We start from the raw sequence: 17,043 nt of genomic DNA, 5'->3' as shown, positions 1-17,043 counted from the left end.
AAGAAATCTTTGTAAAATAAGAAATTATTTGGAAATTTTTCTTAAATTTGCCCCTAACATGACGAAAGAAGAATTCCAGAAAGACGCTGTCTGCCTCCTCAAAAAGCTCATTGCGACGCCGTCGGTCAGCCGGCAGGAAGCCGAGGCGGTAGACATCATGCAACGGCAGATGGAGAGCTACGGGCTGACTCCCCGCCGAGAGGCCAACAATGTGTGGGCTCTCGACCCCGGGTTCACGGCCTCGCGTCCCACCCTTCTGCTCAATGCGCACATCGACACCGTCAAGCCCGTAGACAGCTGGCAGCGGCCACCCTTCACGCCATCCATCGAAGGCGACAGGCTCTACGGCCTCGGGAGCAACGACTGCGGAGGAGGACTCGTAACTCTCCTCCAGGTTTTCAGGACTCTTCTTCCCCTCGAACGAAACTACAACTTAGTATATCTGGCATCAGCAGAGGAGGAAGTGTCGGGCACCGACGGCATCCGCCGTGCCCTACCCCTGCTGCCAAAGATTGACGCGGCCATCGTGGGCGAGCCCACGGGCATGCAGCCGGCCATTGCGGAAAAGGGATTGATGGTGCTCGACATCACGGCGAGGGGCAGGAGCGGCCATGCCGCCCGCAACGAGGGGCGGAATGCCATCTACGAAGCCCTCGACGACCTGAACTGGATGCGCGGCTACCGGTTCGAGCGAGTGAGCCCCCTGCTCGGCCCCACGCTGATGAATGTAACCATGATCAGCGCCGGCACGCAGCATAATGTGATACCCGACGAATGCCGCATGGTGGCCGACATCCGCACCAATGAATACTATGACAACCAGGAGGTGTTCGAGTTTATCCGCCGGCACCTGAAGTCGGAGGTAAAGGCCCGCTCCTTCCACCTCCGCTCCTCGCACATTCCCGAAAGCCACCCCCTGGTGCGGAGATGCGTGGAAATGGGCCTGAAACCCTTCGGCTCGCCCACGCTCAGCGACCAGGCGCTCATGCCGTTCCCGTCGCTCAAGCTCGGGCCAGGCGAGTCGGCGCGGTCTCACTCCGCCGACGAGTTCATCTGCCTGAGCGAAATCAACCATGCCTTCGACATCTATATGCAGCTGCTCGGTTGCAAGGAACTGGCTTTCTGAAAGATCGGCGACGGCAACCAGAGATGTAAAATCTAAGACTTTAGTAGGTAAAATCTGAGATTTCAGTAAGTAAATTCTCAGATTTTACTGTGTAATTAACGGCCTTTTGGAGAATGAAAAACTATCACTCCACTCTCAAAAGGCCGACTTACGACTCACCGAGAACGGGAAATCCCCCACCGGCTATCGGCCCAGCCACGCTTCGGGATTAAGCTTCGCCGTGCCCCGGCGCAACTGGAACTGCAAGATATTGTCGCTTCCCACATTGCCCAGAGCCTGCCGTGCGGAGACCCTCATGCCTCTCGACACGGCTACGGAGCTCAGGTTGCAGTATACGGAGATGTAAGCCCCGTGGCGCACCATCACCACATAGGTGCCCGACCATTGGATGACGGCACTCACCTCGCCGTCGTAGATGGAGCGGGCCACGGCTCCCGGACTGCCGAGAAGGTTGATACCCTTGTTGTCGAGGGTGATGCCCTTGAGGCCTTCCACGCTGTATTGCCCGAAGTGGCTCACTATTTTATAACGCCCGGAGATAGGCATGGGCAGCCTGCCCTTGTTCGCCGCAAAGCCTCCGCTCAGCATGCGGTCGGCAGAACTGTAGCCGGAAGCCTCGTCGGCTTTCTTCTTGGCCGAGGCAATCTCTTTCTTGCTGCGCTCCGCATCGGCCTTTGCCTTACGCTCGGCAGCCTCGCGGTCGGCCCTGGCTTCCAGAGCCTCCTGCTCCGCCCGAGCCTTGGCAGCGGCATTATTCGTCTTGGCAGCTGCCTCGGCCTCCGACTTCAGGCGCGCCTCGCGCTCCTTGGCGGCGGCAATCCTGCGGGCATTCTCCCTTGCGGCAGCCTCCGCCTCGGCCTTCTTGCGGGCAAGCTCCTCGGCCTTCCTCTTTGCCGCCGCGGCAGCTTCAGCGGCCTTGCGCCTGGCCTCGGCCTCAGCCCGAGCCTTCGCCTTGGCCACCTCGATGGCTATCAAACGGTCTATCTGCGCATTCAACTCATTGTCTTTCTGCCGTTGCCGGGCAATTACCTGCTGGATGGTCTTCTGCTGTTTCTGAAGGCCTTTGACCATCTCCTGCTGCTCCGTCTGCTTTCCCTCCAATTCGGCACGAGCCTTCTGGTCCTTGGCGAGAAGGGTGTGCTTCTGGCCTTTCACTGTCTGAAGCTGCTTGTGCTTCTCAGTAACCTGCTCCTGCTTGGCCTTTACGAGCTCGCCCTGTGCTTTCTGATAGGCCGCGTATTCGCGCACAAAACGCATACGGCGATACATCTGCGTGAGGCTCTTTGCCGAGAAAACGAACATCAACTTGTCCTGAACGGTGCGATGGCGGGCCATATAGCGCATCGACTTGATATACTTGGCCTTGCGATCCTGAAGCTGTTCCTCGAGGGTTTTAAGCTGGCTTTGGAGGATGCCGATGTTGTTGTCGAGATGCGAAATGTCCTGCTGAATGCCGTCGATGGACTTCTGCTTCTCGCTGATCTCGCTGTTGATGACGAGCAGATTCTTCAGCCTCTGCTGCACATCGGCCTTGTTTGCCTTGAGCGCCTGCTCTTGTTGGCGAATCTTCTTACGCACCGCGGCACGCTGACTCTGCAGCCCCTTGATTTCCTTGTTGCCGTAAGAAGCATCCCGTTTCTTGGCCGTGGTTTTCTTTCTCGTCGTCCTCCCTTTCTTCTTGGGAGTGGCCCTGGTCGTCTTCTTTCGGGTGGTCCTGGTTGTCGGCGCAGTCTTCCTTACGGTGCTTTTCTTCTGGGCAGGCACTGCTACGGTACACGCAAGGACAAGAATCAATAGAATCAGTCGTTTCATTTACATTTTCAAGATTTTGTCGAACACATCCTTTGCCTCCACTCGCTTGTACTTCGGAGAGACGGAAGACTGCGAATCCCAGTCGTCGTTGGTGCGGATGGCATCCATGTCGATGGTTACCTTGCCTGTCTGCGGTTTCCCGCCGGCATTCGTGGTGAAGGTAAACTCCTGCGAGGCAGGGAACAGCTTGACACCCACCGGCTGGAAATTGGAATATTTCCAAGTAAGGCTCGACTTGCCGTGGGCGGTACTCAGATATTCTACGACGGTCGAAAGAATGCGGCCGTCGTTCTTATCGGCATTCCACAAGAAAGTCATCTTCCCGTTTTTCAGGCTCACCGGGACGATGGGACCCTGCTTCGCGAGGTCGGCATCGAACTGCTGAAGGTCGGCTTCACCCACCTTCTGGTTTCCCGGAAGCAACAGCTGATTCCAGAAAAGGGCCTGAAGGCTGTAGAAGTTGAGCCCGTTCTCCTTCAGGAAGTCCAGCTGCGTATAATCGGCCTTGATATATTCCTTGTGCATGCGGTCGACCACGAGCACATAATCCGGCGTGAACTCCAGCCGGCCGACCTCGCTGCCCAGCAACGGGATGAACAGCTGGAGGCGCACCACCTCGTCCTTGCGCATGTGTACGGAACCGGGAACCGTGATATTCTTCGACCCCGCCCGAATGTTGAAAGACATGTCGGCCACGATGTTCTTCTGGTAAAGCTGCCGGTCGGAAACCATCTGGACAAACGCCAACTCCTGCAAAGCGGTGCTGCCCTCTCCCCTGGCAACGGCCGGAGTCTTCGGTACGGAGCTGCCTACTACGGCCTTCTTGGTGCCACACGAGGCAACAAGCAAGGCGAGGCCGACTACTGTTATCTTTAAAATAGACTTATTCATTTTCCTTGATATATTGTTTCAGTTTTATCTTCTTGGGCAATACCACGCTCTCGCTACCCGCCTTGAGGGCCTGGTTCCAGTAGTCGAGAGCCTTTGCGGTATCGCTGGCCTTATAATAGATATCACCCGCGTGCTCCAAGATAACCGGACTCTGGACGCTGTCGGTATCGTTCTTCACCGCTTGCTCGATATAGATTTTCGCTTCAGTATACCGCTCCTGCTGGAACAGAATCCAGGCGTAGGTATCCAAAAAGGTGGAGTTTTTCGGTTCCGCCTTGATGGTCTTATAGCTCATTTCCTCGGCCTTATGCAGGTTGCGGTTCTCCACGCTCAAGTAATAGGCATAGTTGTTCAGGCATCCCACATGGTCGCTCTTCCACTGCAGACAACTGTCATAGGCAGCAAAGGTTTCCTCCATCATGCCTTTCTCATGGTATATCTCGCCCATGATGGAGTAGCAGTCGCTCACAAGGGCTGGATCGCTCTTGCTCGTTGTTCGCTTCACGGCCTGCCGAAACGCCTCGAGCGCATGGTCGTTGTCCTTTTTCTGATAATAGGCTATTCCCAGAAAATAGCTGAACACCAGTTCGTCGGTATTATATTCCGTACCCGGCTTGCTCAGGACGATGACTGAATCCCACTTTTCCTTCACCCAATATGACTGTATCAGCTGAAGGCGAGCCTGGGCGTTCTCGGGCTGAATGGCCAGCAATCGATAGAGACCGCCGTTGATGGAGTCCTCCGGCATCTTCTTCAGAGACCTGTATGCCACTTCCAGTTCTAACATCGTGCTGTCCGTGGGGTTCTTTCCGAGGATGAGGCGGAAAAGGTTCAGCACCTGCGTACTGTCGCCTCCGTGAGCCTCGTTGTCCTGAATCACTCCGCGCATCAGGGTAACCTTGCTCTTTGGTTCCGTGTTCGGGTTAATCAGGATGCTTTCCAGAAGGGCGGCGGCACGCTCCTTCTCACCCACCGCATTATAGTAATCGTAGAGCGAACTCTGGACATAATCATTGTCGGCATCTATCTTCCGGGCAGCCACGAACATCTTATAGGCCTCCTTCTGCTTGCCGTGCTGCATGAGCCAGTTGCCCATCATCACCTTATAAGTCAAGTCGTTAGGGTGCTCGTCGCAAAGAGACTTCAGCACTTTATAGGCCGACTTGTTGTCTTCCTTCATCTCATAGACACGCATTTTGGAAAGAGTTATTTCCTCGCTGCTGCCTTCAAGCTGTTCTATCCGGTTAATGCAGTTGAGCATACCGTCGTAGTTCTTCGCCTGTTGGTAAAGGTTTATAAGGACATTCAGCACATCCGTACGGTCGCGATGGCGGCCGGCCAGCTGCTCATACGCCGCGATAGCCTTGTCAAAGTCCTTCCCGTTGAGATAATATTGAGCCAGCCGCTCCAGATAAGTAGAATTGTCCGGATTCAGGGAAGCGGCCCTCTCAAGGTTCCTCAAGGCAAGGCTGTCTTGTTTCAAGACCGAATAATACATGGCCTGAAGGTAATATGCCTCCGGCGCATTGGGGTTTATCTTCAGGCAGTGAGACAACAGCTCGAAGGCCGCGGAATATTTCCCGGCATTCTGCTGGCGGACAGCTTCCAGGAAAAAATAGTCATAACGGCGCCGCTCCTCGCGTGAGAGAGCCTTGCCCGCAACCACCTTTTGGGGGACAGTCCTCTTCTTCTTGGCAAACGAAGGAGCCACGGCCGTCATCAGAATGAGGACTGCCAAGGCAATGACAATATGTGTATTTCTGAGTTTCAAGATGTTCTTGCTGATTTTACAATTCTATTTTACACCCGTATGACCATACCCGCCTTCCCCGCGTTCGGTTTCCTCAAGCTCGCCGACCACGGTGAATTCACCCTGCTCATGCCGTGCAATCACCATCTGGGCAATGCGCTCGCCATCGTTGACAACAAAGTCCTCCTGCGACAAGTTTATCAAGCAGACCCCTATCTCGCCGCGATAGTCGGCATCAATGGTGCCCGGTGTATTAAGAACGGTTATCCCATGCTTCAGCGCCAAGCCGCTGCGAGGCCTGACTTGAGCCTCAAACCCTACGGGCAGAGCAATATGCAAGCCCGTCGGAATGAGCCTCCGCTCGAACGGGCGGAGCACTATCGGCTCGTCAAGATTGGCACGAATATCCATACCGGCACTTTGCTCCGTAGCATAGGCAGGCAGTTGTTGATGTCCCTTATTGACAACTTTTATCTGAATCATACTCATATATAATAATGTGCAAAAATAATGAATTCTACGCAGATAATTGAATTTTTCAACATAAAAAGAGACTATTTAGGCAAAATTACATTACTTTTGCGATATGAAATGGCAACAATTGATATCCAACAAGCGGTTCGGGCAGGAGACGAAGCATGCCCTGAGACATGACGACCGCTCTGAATTCAAGCGCGACAGCGACCGACTCATCTATTCGGCACCGTTCCGGAGACTACAAAACAAAACCCAGGTGTTTCCTCTTCCCGGCAGCGTATTCGTGCATAACCGGCTTACGCACTCCCTCGAGGTGTCCTCGCTCGGCAAATCACTGGGCGATGATGTGGCCAGACGACTAATTGAAAAGCACCCGGAGCTCCGCGGAACCCTCTTCGAAGAAATCGGAACCATCGTCCAGACGGCAGGACTTGCGCACGATCTGGGCAATCCCCCCTTCGGGCATAGCGGTGAGAAGGCCATCCAGACCTTCTTTACCGAGGGCGAGGGACTGACCCTGAAAGAAAAGGTGAGCGCACGCTTTTGGGACGATATCACGCACTTCGAGGGTAACGCCAACGCCTTCCGTCTGCTGACACACCGCTTCAACGGCAGGAGAGAGGGTGGTTTTGTCATGACTTATTCAACTCTGGCAAGCATCGTCAAGTACCCCTTTGCCTCCTCCCTTGCCGGCGAGCACGGCAAATTCGGGTTTTTCTCTTCAGAGGAAGCCGATTACCAGAGAATTGCCGATGAATTGGGCATTATTTGCAAATCTTCCCCAGGAGAGCCCTTGCAGTATGCACGCCACCCACTGGTCTATCTGATGGAGGCTGCCGACGACATCTGCTATGAGATCATGGACATCGAAGACTCCCATAAGCTTAAAATTATTTCATACGAGGAAACCAAAGATCTGTTGCTTGGCTTCTTCGACGAAGAATCCCGGGCACATATCCTAAAACGAATCGAGGAAGAAGGAGTTACGGACGAGAATGAACAGGTGGTCTACCTGCGGGCCTGCGTCGTCGGAGAACTGGAATCCGAATGCGTGAAGGCTTTCGTCGAGCACGAAGAAGAAATACTGGAAGGCACCTTCGAGGGCAGCCTCATCAAAAACATCAGCGACCTGCCGCGACAGGCCTACAAGCATTGTCAGGAGGTTTCGAAGACGAAAATCTATCAGAGCAAACTGGTTCTGGATGTGGAACTGTCAGGTTATAAGATTATGGAAACCTTGATGCAGAACCTCGTCGAGGCCGCCGTACACCCGGAGAAGTTCCATTCCCAGCAATTGATTAAGCGTTTCAGCAGCCAGTATGACATCCAGAGCGACAACCTGCCGACACGCATCATGGCCGTAATAGACTATATCAGCGGAATGACGGATGTCTATTCGCTCGACATCTACCAGAAAATCTGCGGGATATCACTCCCCGTCGTATAAAGATGCGACCGCCGCGTCTTAAAGGAAAAGCCTTCCGGAAAAGAGGCTTCCTTTATGGTTTAGGGTCGGGATAGATTACATTGTTGGCACCGCTGGTCAGTTTCAGGGCTTCCGGATGCGACTTGATGAAGCTGTCGATATGTCGGACACGCTTTTCTTCCAATATCTCGTCGACCGCAATCAGGATGCCCGTCTCCTCCACATCGCCGAATCCATAGTTGATGGCCGTGCCGAAGAGCTTCATCGTGGGGCTCAGTCCCATGTAGGCATTCACCAGCGGAGGGATGTTGAAGCCAAGCTTCCGGATCTCACAATTCAATATCCGATAGTCTTTCTTGAAGTCATCCTCGCAGAAAATTCTCGCCAGGTCCTCCTCCGGAGTCTCCAGTTCCAGGGGCTTCAGAGGCACGATGAGATGGTCCTTGTCGTCGAAATGCTTCTTCAGGAAGTAGAGAATCATGTCCCGCCCCGTACGGACATACGAAGGATACATGGTCATCTTGCCGAAGAAATACTTCACGCTGGGGTTCAAGACGGTCAGTGCGCCAAGTCCGTCCCAAAGATTATCGAGGGCGAAAATGCTCTTCGTGTTCTTCCTTACATTCTGATATTCCAGCGAGACGAAACTCCTCCCGAGCTCAACAGTATAGGGAGCATACTCTTTCATGAACTTTTCGGAGAAATGGAACATGTGGCTTGTGGCCAGAATGGGCTGTCCCTGCTCGTCTATCCTCCAGTCAGAGCCGAACAGATAGCGGTAGCCGCCGATGATTTCGTCGCACTCCGGATTCCAGACTATCAACTGCTTGCAACCGTTTTCCATGGTATCGAACTCGTCGATATCCATCGACTTTCCCGTTCCTCCTCCCGCTGAGCGGAAGGCTTCTTCGCGGAGACGCCCGATTTCCTCCATCACATGGGGCGCCTGCCGGGCCGTTACGACATAGATTTCGTTATGACTCTTATTCGTCATACGAAGCTGACGGTCGGGAGTCAGCTCACTCTTGAGGGTCTCCCTGTCAATCGGTTGGATAATTTTCTCTTCCATTTTCAGAAATCTTTATACTTTAAGCTTCGGCTTCTTTATCAAGTTCGTAGACCTTGCTTTCAACCCATTGCGCCCATTCGGCGGGCGTCTTGCTCTTATCGAATGTCTGCCACGGGATGGGCTTGCCAAAGGTAACCGTGAAGCTCTTGCCCACATTCCGGTACATCTCGTCCACCAAGAAGAGCATGGCGATGTTTACTTTCCTCACATACCTGTCGCTGAAGTTGGCTATTCGGTAGAAGCGGTCGCTGTTGCGGCCGCTGAAGTGAATGGGCACCACATCCCGACGGTATTCCACCGACTTCGAGATGAAGGTCTTCTTCCAGGGAAGGTCGCGGATGACGCCGTCTTTCTTCCGGCTGTTCAGGCCTGCAGGAAACATGAGCATATGGTTGTCGCTCTGGAAACCAGTCTCCACCATCCGGGGAAAATCACGCCCCTGCTTGCCCGTCTTGTTGATTCCGATGCTCACGGGCCTGAGGCCCGGGAGATAGAGAAGCAGGTCGTTGACCAGATAGCGGAACCTTCCGTCATAATGCCTGCCGATGATGGCTCCCAGCGCAACGCCGTCCTGCCCGCCCAAAGGGTGGTTGGAGACGAAGGTGTAGAGCTTCCCGTCATTCTTGTCAGGCAGATTGTCCATGCCCTCTATCGTCAGTTTCATCTGAAGATAGTCCACGCAGCGAGTCAGCCACTCCGTTCCCTGGGCATCGCGACTTTCCCAAAGAAACTGATTGACCTCGTCTTCATGTGCGATTTTCTTAAGCCAGTTAACGACAAAACCCGGCACAAATTTTGCCTTGCCGCCCATTTTATTCGCTAAAATCTTTTCGATGTTGATGGCTTTCTCAATCTCTTCACTCATAAGTGTAGTATACTAACTACATGCAAAAATAACAAAAGTTACCGAAAAACAATGCAAATAATCCTAAAAAAATCCCTTTGCCTCACATTTAGTTTCATTTTGCGGCGACAGCCTTATATTTCGGCATTTCCCGAATTGCATTCCTACACTAAAAAATCCGGCACAGAAGTTGCGGACGAAGATCTTCCCCACCCAAGTTTTCAACAGTATAGCTCATCGGTATATTCAGGCCAATTTATTTTACAACACGGCAAATCCATGGGCTTTTTGGCCGCAACAAGCCCGCCGGAAGCAAAAACGGGCAGAAACGCAAAAACCACTCGAAAGGCCTGAAAACAGGCAGTTGAGTTGTAAAAGGCGGCTTCCGACATTGCTTTTAGCGGCCTTTTACTCTGCTTTTAGCCGCCTTTTAGTCGCCAAAAAGCCGCCTCCTGCAAGACAAAAAGAGGCCTTTTGAAGCTAAAAAACAAGGAAATCGGGGCAAAAACCGCAACTTTTCAGCCTCACCAGCCCAGTCTTTCGCATCAAAAACGGTCATTTCCGTCTCCAGAAAAGCTAATTTCCTAATTTAATTTTTACCAATTATCCCGACAGAATTACTCGCATCCAGCTTTCCGCTTCACCCATACTTGTTTTCCCGGAAATCACTTTTTTATCCCCTTGCGATAAAAAATTGTGGAGAAAAGTGGTGGAATGTGGGGAAAAATGTATAACTTTGGCATCGATATCAACTTTTATAATTAGGAACGCATGCGATTTATAGGAAACATCGAGGCCAAAACCGACTCCAAGGGAAGGGCATTTCTTCCGGCCGTCTTTCGAAAGGTGCTGCAGGCAGCGGGCGAGGAACGGCTTGTGTTGAGGAAGGATATCTTCCAGCCTTGCCTCGTCCTGTACCCCGAATCGGTATGGAACGAACAGCTCGACATCCTCCGCAGCCGTCTTTCCCGCTGGAATTCCAGGCAGCAGCAGATTTTCCGCCAGTTCGTGTCGGATGTGGAAATCCTCACCCTCGACGGCAACGGACGCTTCCTGATACCCCGTCGCTACCAGAAGATGGCGGCCATCGCCCAGGCAATAAAGTTCGTCGGGATGGACGACACCATTGAAATCTGGCAGAATGACGAGCCCGACAAGGCCTTCATGGACGCCGACGGCTTCAGCGAGGCCATAGAGGAAGTGATGAGCAAAGCCGACGGGGAAGACCGAAGTGCAGAATAACAAGAAAACAAAATCCATCTAATGACAAAGACCGCAGAGACATATCATGTGCCAGTGCTCCTCAAGGAGAGCATAGACGGGCTGGACATCAGGCCCGGAGGAGTCTATGTGGATGTAACCTTCGGCGGCGGCGGCCATTCCCGGGAGATACTCTCCCGACTTGACGGCACGGGGCACCTCTACGGCTTCGACCAGGACGGGGATGCCGAAAGGAACATCATGCCGGCTCCGAACTTTACCTTCGTGCGCAGCAACTTCCGTTACCTGAAAAACTGGATGCGGTATTATGAAGTGGAAAAAATAGACGGGCTGCTCGCCGACCTCGGCGTATCGTCCCACCATTTTGATGACGAGACCCGCGGATTCAGCTTCCGTTTCGACGCTCCCCTCGACATGCGGATGAACAAGAGAGCCGGAAAAACGGCGGCCGACATTGTGAACGAATATGACGAAGAGTCGCTGGCCGGCATCTTCTATCTGTATGGAGAACTCAGAAACTCCAGGAAAATCGCCGCCTCACTTGTCAAGACCCGCCAGCAAAAGAAGATAGAGACCACGCAAGACTTCATGAACGCCGTGGAAAGCCTCTTCCATCGGGAACGCGAAAAGAAGGACATGGCCAAGCTCTTTCAGGCGCTCCGCATTGAGGTAAACCACGAAATGGAGGCCCTGAAGGAAATGCTGCTTGCCGCGACGGGGCTCCTCAGCCCGGGCGGACGCCTCTCCGTCATCACCTACCACTCGCTCGAAGACCGAATCGTAAAGAACATCATGAAGACGGGAAACGGCGAAGGCAAGGTCAGACAAGACTTTTTCGGGAGATTTGAGACTCCGTTCTCCCTCGTAAACAACAAAGTGATAGTCCCGGACAGCGACGAACAGGAGCGCAATCCACGAAGTCGCAGTGCCAAACTCAGAATAGCCGAAAAGAAATGAACGAACAAGATAAAGACAAAAAGACCGAGGCCGTGCTCACCGTCGACCCCGAAATCGTGAAGGAAGCAAAGAAGGCCGAGGCCAAGGAGACTAACCCCGAGGGACCCACCTTGCAGGAAGTGATAGAAGAGCAGGCCACCGAAGACGACGCCGCCATCATCTCGGGCCGCGTCTCCCTGCGGAAAATCCTCGGCGGAGACATACTCACCACGAGCACCATCCGCCACCAGATATGGCTCTTCCTGCTCATCGGATTCTTCCTCATCATCTACACCTCCAACCGCTATAGCTGCCAGCAGGACCTTATCAAGATAGACAACTTGCAACAGGAGCTTCAAAGCGCAAAGTACAAAGCCCTCTCAAGCGGCAGCCAACTCACGGAAATGAGCCGCCAAAGCAATGTGATGGATATGTTAAAAAACAACAAGGACAGCACGCTGCACATCGCAAGTGAGCCGCCTTATAAAATCCAAGTACCGGAACAATGAGCAAGTTCGACAACAAAAAGATTATGCCCCGCTACAGCCTCATCGCCATCCTGATAACGCTGTTTGCAGGAATCGTGCTCGCAAAGACAGGCTATTTGATGACCGTGAAGCGCGACTACTGGATGAAAGTGGCCGACCGGGTGAAACGAGACAGCGTTCCTACAAAGCCGAATCGCGGCAACATCTACTCCTGCGACGGGGAACTCCTGGCGGGGTCGCTGCCCAAATACAAGCTCTACATGGACTTCAAGGCACTTCGCGAGGCCAAGAACGACTCCCTCTGGGAGGCCAGTCTCGACTCCATCTGCCTCGGCCTGCACCGGATTTTCCCGGAAAAGACAATGGCGGAGTTCCGCAAGGACTTGGAAGAGGGACGCAAAGAGCAAGGCCGCAACTGGCCCGTATGGAGAAGGCGCGTCGACTACAACACCTATAGCGAGGTTAAGACTCTCCCCGTTTTCCGGCTGGCTCCTTACAAGGGAGGCTTCCATGTCGAGGAGTTCAACGCCCGCGTAAATCCCTTCGGCTCCTCCGCCAACCGCACCGTAGGCGGCATCTTCGCCGAAAAAGACACGGGACGCGTAGGACTGGAGCTGGAGTACGACTCTCTTCTCCGTGGCAAGGACGGCATCATCCGCCGCCAGAAAGTCTTGAACAAGTGGCTCAGCATCACCGACACGCCCCCTATCGACGGGTCGGACATCGTTACCACGCTCGACATGAGCATCCAGGACATTGCCGAGAAGGCCGTCGTCGACGAGCTCAAGCTTATCAATGGCAATGTAGGAGTAGCCATCGTCATGGAAGTGAAGACAGGAGACATCAAGGCCATCGTGAACATGGACAAGTGTGCCGACGGCGAATACCGGGAGCTGAAGAACCATGCTGTGAGCGACCTGTTGGAGCCCGGCTCCGTCTTCAAGCCCGTTTCCATCATGACGGTGCTGGAAGACGGCTATTGCGACACGACCAAAATCGTAGAGACAGCCGGTGGCGTATGGCCCATGTACGGGCGGCAGATGAAGGATCACAACTGGCGCCGCGGCGGTTACGGCACCATCACGCTGCCCCGCACCCTGGAGGTCAGCTCGAATATCGGCGTCAGCCGCATCATCGACCAATACTACCACAACGACCCGGAAAAGTTCATAAGGGGCGTCTACCGCACCGGCATCCAGGAAGACTTTCATCTCCCGCTGCCCGGCTATTCTCGAGCACAGATCCGAATGCCGAAGAAAGCCAAGAACGGACAATGGCTCAACTGGAGCAACACGGCACTTCCCTGGATGAGCATAGGGTATGAGACACAGATTCCCCCTATCTCCACACTCACCTTCTACAATGCCATTGCCAACGGAGGAAGGATGATGCGCCCCCGCTTCGTCCAACGGGTGGAGAAGGACGGGAAGCTCGTCATGGACTTTCCACCCGAGGTCGTGCCCGGCCATGAGAAGATTTGCAGCGAGAAAACGCTGAAATACATGCAGACAATCCTGCGCCATGTGGTCAGCCAAGGCCTCGGCAAGAAGGCTGGCTCGCCCTCCTTCCAGGTGGCGGGGAAAACCGGCACCGCCCAGATTTCCCAAGGTGCGGGCGGCTACAAGTCAGGACGGGTAAACTATCTACTTAGCTTCGCCGGCTATTTCCCGGCCGACAATCCCCGCTACAGTTGCATCGTCTGCATCCAGAAGTCCGGCCTCCCCGCCTCCGGAGGCGGCATGAGCGGTGTTGTTTTTCATAACATCGCAGAGGGAATCATGGCCCGCGACATCAAGCTCGATGTCTCTGATGCCCGGGATTCCCTGTCGGTCTTCACGCCGGATGTCAAGGACGGGAACATCCTTGCCGCCGACTATGTGCTCAACCACTTAGGATTCCAGGTCAAGGCCGACTGGACAGGGTCCTATGCAACCGGCAACCCCATCTGGGGGAAGGCAGAGATACGGAAAGGGCAGGCCATCGGCCTTCGCAGGGAGAAGCTGTACGGCAAGAGCTATATACCCGATGTTACGGGCATGGGGGCACGCGATGCCGTCTATCTCCTTGAGAGCCGGGGCGTCAGGGTGCATCTCTCCGGACGAGGCAAGGTAGTCTCGCAAAGTCTCCCGGCCGGTCATCAGATCAAGAAGGGAGAAGCCTGCAAACTGATTTTGGAAATATAAATAACAATATACAATTATGATCTTAAAGGATTTAATCAAGAATATCAAGCCCATTGCACTCGTTGGAAGCGACGAGGTCGACATCAAAGGGGTAAATATTGACTCTCGCCGCATTGAAGACGGGCATCTTTTCATTGCCATGAAAGGCACGCAGGTAGACGGCCACCGCTTTATTCCCAAGGCCATAGAACTGGGTGCCAAGGCCGTCCTGTGCGAAGATATGCCTGCAGAGAGAACCGACGGGATTGCCTATGTACAGGTAGCCTCTACCGAGGAGGCCGCCGGCAGGGTGGCAACCCTCTTCTACGGCGACCCCTCCAAGAAGCTGAAGCTGGTCGGGGTAACGGGCACGAACGGCAAGACCACCATCGCCACCTTATTATATAATATGTTCCGGAAGATGGGGCACAGGTGCGGCTTGCTCTCAACAGTCTGCAACTACATCGAAGACGAGGCGCTGCCCACTACCCACACGACCCCCGATCCTATTGAGCTCAACCAGCTGCTGGCCCGCATGGTGGAGTCGGGGTGCGAGTATGCCTTCATGGAATGCTCCTCCCACGCCATCGCCCAGAAGCGTATCGGAGGGCTGAAATTCGCGGGAGGCATCTTCACCAACCTCACTCGCGACCACCTCGACTACCATAAAACATTCGAAAACTACCGAGACGCAAAGAAGTCTTTCTTCGACGGACTGCCAAGGACAGCTTTCGCCATCACCAATGCCGACGACAAGAACGGCATGGTCATGGTGCAGAATACCAAGGCTACGGTGAAGACCTACTCCACCACCCGCATGGCAGACTTCAAGGCGCGCATCCTCGAATGCCATTTCGAAGGCATGTACCTCGACATCGACGCCCATGAGGTGGGCGTGCAGTTTATCGGCAAATTCAATGTGAGCAACCTGCTCGCGGTATACGGCGCCGCCCGCATGCTGGGCAAGGAGCCGCAGGAAATCCTTGTTGCCATGAGCACGCTGCACAGCGTGAACGGGCGGCTGGAGCCTCTCCACTCCCCCGAGGGATATACGGCCGTGGTCGACTACGCCCATACCCCCGATGCCTTGGAGAATGTGCTTAGTGCCATCCATGAGGTACTGAACGGCAAGGGACATGTCATCACCGTCTGCGGGGCCGGCGGCCACCGCGACAAAGGCAAGCGCCCGCTGATGGCACAGGAGGCCGTCAGGCAGAGCGACAAGGTGATCCTTACCAGCGACAATCCACGCGACGAGGAGCCGCAGGCCATCATCGACGACATGGCAGCCGGCCTGAACGCCCAACAGAAGAAAAAAGTAATCTGCATCGTAGATCGCAGGGAGGCCATCCGCACGGCATGTATGATGGCCGGGAAGGGCGATGTGGTGCTCGTTGCCGGCAAGGGGCACGAGGACTATCAGGAGATAAACGGCGTGAAGCACCACTTCGACGACCATGAGGTGCTGCGTGAAATATTTGGAAACTAACGGATAAACTGTAAGCAACATGTTATATTACCTTTTCCGATTCTTGGAGCAGTTCGGCATCAGCGGCGCTCATCTGTGGGGCTATATTTCGTTCCGCGCGCTGCTCGCGCTGATACTTTCACTGGTCATCTCCACCTGGTTTGGAGAGTATTTCATCAAATACCTGAAAGGAAAGCAAATCACTGAGACCCAGCGCGACGCCTCCATCGACCCCTTCGGGGTAAACAAAGTCGGGGTTCCGTCAATGGGCGGCGTCATCATCATCGTCGCCATCCTCATCCCCGTGCTACTGCTCGGCCGACTGAGGAACATCTACCTCATCCTGATGATCATCACCACGGTGTGGTTAGGGTTCCTCGGAGGCATGGACGACTTCATCAAAATCTTCCATCGCAACAAGGAGGGGCTGAAGGGAAAATATAAAATCGTCGGACAAATCGGCATCGGACTCATCGTGGGACTCGTGCTCTGGGCCTCGCCCGATGTGAAGACCAACGAGAACCTCGTCATCGAGAAACAAGGTCAGGAGGTCGTCGTCAAGCACCGCACGGAAGCCCGGAAGTCGCTCAAGACCACGATTCCCTTCGTGAAAGGCCACAATCTGGACTACTCGCGCCTCATGTCGTGGTGCGGGAAGTATAAGACGGCGGCGGGATGGATACTCTTCGTCGTCATGACCATCCTCGTCGTAACGGCCGTGAGCAATGGAGCCAACCTCAACGACGGCATGGACGGCATGTGCGCCGGCAACTCCGCCATCATCGGCGTGGCACTGGGCATACTCGCCTATGTGAGTTCCCACATCGAGTTTGCCAGCTACCTTAATATAATGTATATACCTGGCTCTCAGGAGCTGGTGGTGTTCCTCTGCGCCTTCGTGGGCGCGCTCATCGGATTCCTGTGGTATAACGCCTATCCGGCACAGGTATTCATGGGCGACACAGGGTCGCTCACCATCGGCGGAATCATCGGCGTAACGGCCGTCATCATCCACAAGGAACTGCTCCTGCCGATACTCTGCGGGATTTTCTTCGTGGAGAGCCTAAGCGTCATCGTGCAGGTGTGGTACTACAAGATGGGCAAGCGCAAGGGACTCAAGAGACGCATCTTCAAGCGCACTCCTATCCATGACAACTTCCGCACACAGGACTCGCAGCTCGACCCGGACTGCTCCTACCTCATCCGAAGACCCCATTCTGCCAAGCATGAGGCGAAGATTACGATACGGTTTTGGATTATCACTATCATCCTTGCAGCCCTCACGATCATCACCTTGAAGATAAGATAAAAGTAAAAGGCCGCTAAAAGGCGAGCTTTTAGCCGTTAGAAGGCAGGCTTTTAGCCGTTAAAAG

At 54.1% G+C, this 17,043-nt stretch carries 15 protein-coding genes; 9 read left to right on the top strand and 6 right to left on the bottom strand.

From position 1 onward, the window contains the following. Positions 1-58: 58 nt before the first annotated feature. The gene (locus BM114_RS04465; protein WP_092110830.1) at positions 59-1,126 is read left to right on the top strand and encodes a M20 family metallo-hydrolase; all 1,068 of its coding nucleotides are present in this window, start codon (positions 59-61) and stop codon (positions 1,124-1,126) included. Positions 1,127-1,309: 183 nt separating this feature from the next. On the opposite strand, the gene BM114_RS04460 is transcribed toward BM114_RS04465, so the two are convergent. Genes BM114_RS04460 through dut form a run of 4 tightly spaced genes read right to left on the bottom strand, consistent with a single transcriptional unit; the run spans position 1,310 to position 6,062 of the window. Next, a complete protein-coding gene (locus BM114_RS04460; protein WP_092110828.1) occupies positions 1,310-2,938 on the bottom strand; it encodes a murein hydrolase activator EnvC family protein in 1,629 nt (542 codons plus the stop codon). Then, the gene (locus BM114_RS04455; RefSeq protein WP_092110826.1) at positions 2,939-3,829 is read right to left on the bottom strand and encodes a lipoprotein insertase outer membrane protein LolB1; all 891 of its coding nucleotides are present in this window, start codon (positions 3,827-3,829) and stop codon (positions 2,939-2,941) included. Next, positions 3,822-5,600, bottom strand: a complete 1,779-nt coding sequence (locus BM114_RS04450; protein ID WP_255406423.1) for a tetratricopeptide repeat protein — start codon at positions 5,598-5,600, stop codon at positions 3,822-3,824. Before BM114_RS04450 ends, BM114_RS04455 begins: the two co-directional genes overlap by 8 nt. Positions 5,601-5,624: 24 nt before the next feature. Continuing rightward, on the bottom strand, positions 5,625-6,062 hold the full coding sequence (gene dut, locus BM114_RS04445) for a dUTP diphosphatase (RefSeq protein ID WP_092110822.1): 438 nt from the start codon (positions 6,060-6,062) through the stop codon (positions 5,625-5,627). Between the two features lie 103 nt (positions 6,063-6,165). Here dut and dgt point away from each other — a divergent pair, with 103 nt between their 5' ends. Further along, entirely contained in the window at positions 6,166-7,503 is a 1,338-nt protein-coding gene (gene dgt, locus BM114_RS04440; RefSeq protein ID WP_092110820.1) for a dGTP triphosphohydrolase, read from the top strand. A 52-nt stretch (positions 7,504-7,555) separates the two neighbouring features. On the opposite strand, the gene BM114_RS04435 is transcribed toward dgt, so the two are convergent. Next, complete coding sequence (locus BM114_RS04435) at positions 7,556-8,551, bottom strand: GNAT family N-acetyltransferase (RefSeq protein ID WP_092110818.1); 996 nt, start codon at positions 8,549-8,551, stop codon at positions 7,556-7,558. Between the two features lie 19 nt (positions 8,552-8,570). After that, entirely contained in the window at positions 8,571-9,416 is an 846-nt protein-coding gene (locus tag BM114_RS04430; protein WP_092110816.1) for a glycerol acyltransferase, read from the bottom strand. Between the two features lie 51 nt (positions 9,417-9,467). Between BM114_RS04430 and BM114_RS14065 the strand changes: the two genes are divergently transcribed. The 7 genes from BM114_RS14065 to mraY all read left to right on the top strand — a co-directional run bounded on the left by BM114_RS14065 (position 9,468) and on the right by mraY (position 16,979). Then, positions 9,468-9,749 carry a hypothetical protein gene (locus BM114_RS14065; RefSeq protein WP_143089249.1) on the top strand — a complete coding sequence of 94 codons (282 nt, stop codon included), beginning with the start codon at positions 9,468-9,470 and terminating at the stop codon, positions 9,747-9,749. A gap of 417 nt (positions 9,750-10,166) precedes the next feature. Further along, positions 10,167-10,637 (top strand): division/cell wall cluster transcriptional repressor MraZ, encoded by a 471-nt coding sequence (gene mraZ / locus BM114_RS04425; protein ID WP_092110814.1) that lies wholly within the window; start codon positions 10,167-10,169, stop codon positions 10,635-10,637. A gap of 21 nt (positions 10,638-10,658) precedes the next feature. Then, entirely contained in the window at positions 10,659-11,573 is a 915-nt protein-coding gene (gene rsmH / locus BM114_RS04420) for a 16S rRNA (cytosine(1402)-N(4))-methyltransferase RsmH (protein ID WP_092110812.1), read from the top strand. Next, positions 11,570-12,061, top strand: coding sequence for an FtsL-like putative cell division protein (locus BM114_RS04415; RefSeq protein WP_177207044.1), 492 nt, complete (start codon positions 11,570-11,572; stop codon positions 12,059-12,061). The genes rsmH and BM114_RS04415 overlap by 4 nt, the downstream gene beginning before the upstream one ends. Further along, entirely contained in the window at positions 12,058-14,223 is a 2,166-nt protein-coding gene (locus BM114_RS04410) for a penicillin-binding protein (protein WP_092110810.1), read from the top strand. Before BM114_RS04415 ends, BM114_RS04410 begins: the two co-directional genes overlap by 4 nt. Positions 14,224-14,239: 16 nt before the next feature. Then, entirely contained in the window at positions 14,240-15,691 is a 1,452-nt protein-coding gene (locus BM114_RS04405) for a UDP-N-acetylmuramoyl-L-alanyl-D-glutamate--2,6-diaminopimelate ligase (RefSeq protein WP_092110808.1), read from the top strand. 19 nt (positions 15,692-15,710) lie between these two features. Then, positions 15,711-16,979 carry a phospho-N-acetylmuramoyl-pentapeptide-transferase gene (gene mraY / locus BM114_RS04400; protein WP_092110806.1) on the top strand — a complete coding sequence of 423 codons (1,269 nt, stop codon included), beginning with the start codon at positions 15,711-15,713 and terminating at the stop codon, positions 16,977-16,979. The last annotated feature ends 64 nt before the right edge of the window (positions 16,980-17,043 follow it).

This window comes from Prevotella sp. KH2C16 (genome assembly GCF_900113305.1).
GTDB lineage: Bacteria > Bacteroidota > Bacteroidia > Bacteroidales > Bacteroidaceae > Prevotella.
The sequence above is the reverse complement of the archived record's forward strand: the minus strand, read 5'-3'. Positions and strand labels throughout refer to the sequence as shown.

Excerpts from the sequence above, each read along its gene's own strand:
- mraY (WP_092110806.1), top strand. The coding sequence starts at position 15,711 with ATGTTATATTACCTTTTCCGATTCTTGGAGCAGTTCGGCATCAGCGGC.
- BM114_RS04410 (WP_092110810.1), top strand. The coding sequence starts at position 12,058 with ATGAGCAAGTTCGACAACAAAAAGATTATGCCCCGCTACAGCCTCATC.
- BM114_RS04465 (WP_092110830.1), top strand. The coding sequence starts at position 59 with ATGACGAAAGAAGAATTCCAGAAAGACGCTGTCTGCCTCCTCAAAAAG.
- mraZ (WP_092110814.1), top strand. The coding sequence starts at position 10,167 with ATGCGATTTATAGGAAACATCGAGGCCAAAACCGACTCCAAGGGAAGG.
- BM114_RS04430 (WP_092110816.1), bottom strand. The coding sequence starts at position 9,416 with ATGAGTGAAGAGATTGAGAAAGCCATCAACATCGAAAAGATTTTAGCG.
- dgt (WP_092110820.1), top strand. The coding sequence starts at position 6,166 with ATGAAATGGCAACAATTGATATCCAACAAGCGGTTCGGGCAGGAGACG.
- BM114_RS04460 (WP_092110828.1), bottom strand. The coding sequence starts at position 2,938 with ATGAAACGACTGATTCTATTGATTCTTGTCCTTGCGTGTACCGTAGCA.
- BM114_RS04415 (WP_177207044.1), top strand. The coding sequence starts at position 11,570 with ATGAACGAACAAGATAAAGACAAAAAGACCGAGGCCGTGCTCACCGTC.
- dut (WP_092110822.1), bottom strand. The coding sequence starts at position 6,062 with ATGATTCAGATAAAAGTTGTCAATAAGGGACATCAACAACTGCCTGCC.
- BM114_RS14065 (WP_143089249.1), top strand. The coding sequence starts at position 9,468 with ATGCAAATAATCCTAAAAAAATCCCTTTGCCTCACATTTAGTTTCATT.
- BM114_RS04455 (WP_092110826.1), bottom strand. The coding sequence starts at position 3,829 with ATGAATAAGTCTATTTTAAAGATAACAGTAGTCGGCCTCGCCTTGCTT.
- BM114_RS04435 (WP_092110818.1), bottom strand. The coding sequence starts at position 8,551 with ATGGAAGAGAAAATTATCCAACCGATTGACAGGGAGACCCTCAAGAGT.
- rsmH (WP_092110812.1), top strand. The coding sequence starts at position 10,659 with ATGACAAAGACCGCAGAGACATATCATGTGCCAGTGCTCCTCAAGGAG.
- BM114_RS04405 (WP_092110808.1), top strand. The coding sequence starts at position 14,240 with ATGATCTTAAAGGATTTAATCAAGAATATCAAGCCCATTGCACTCGTT.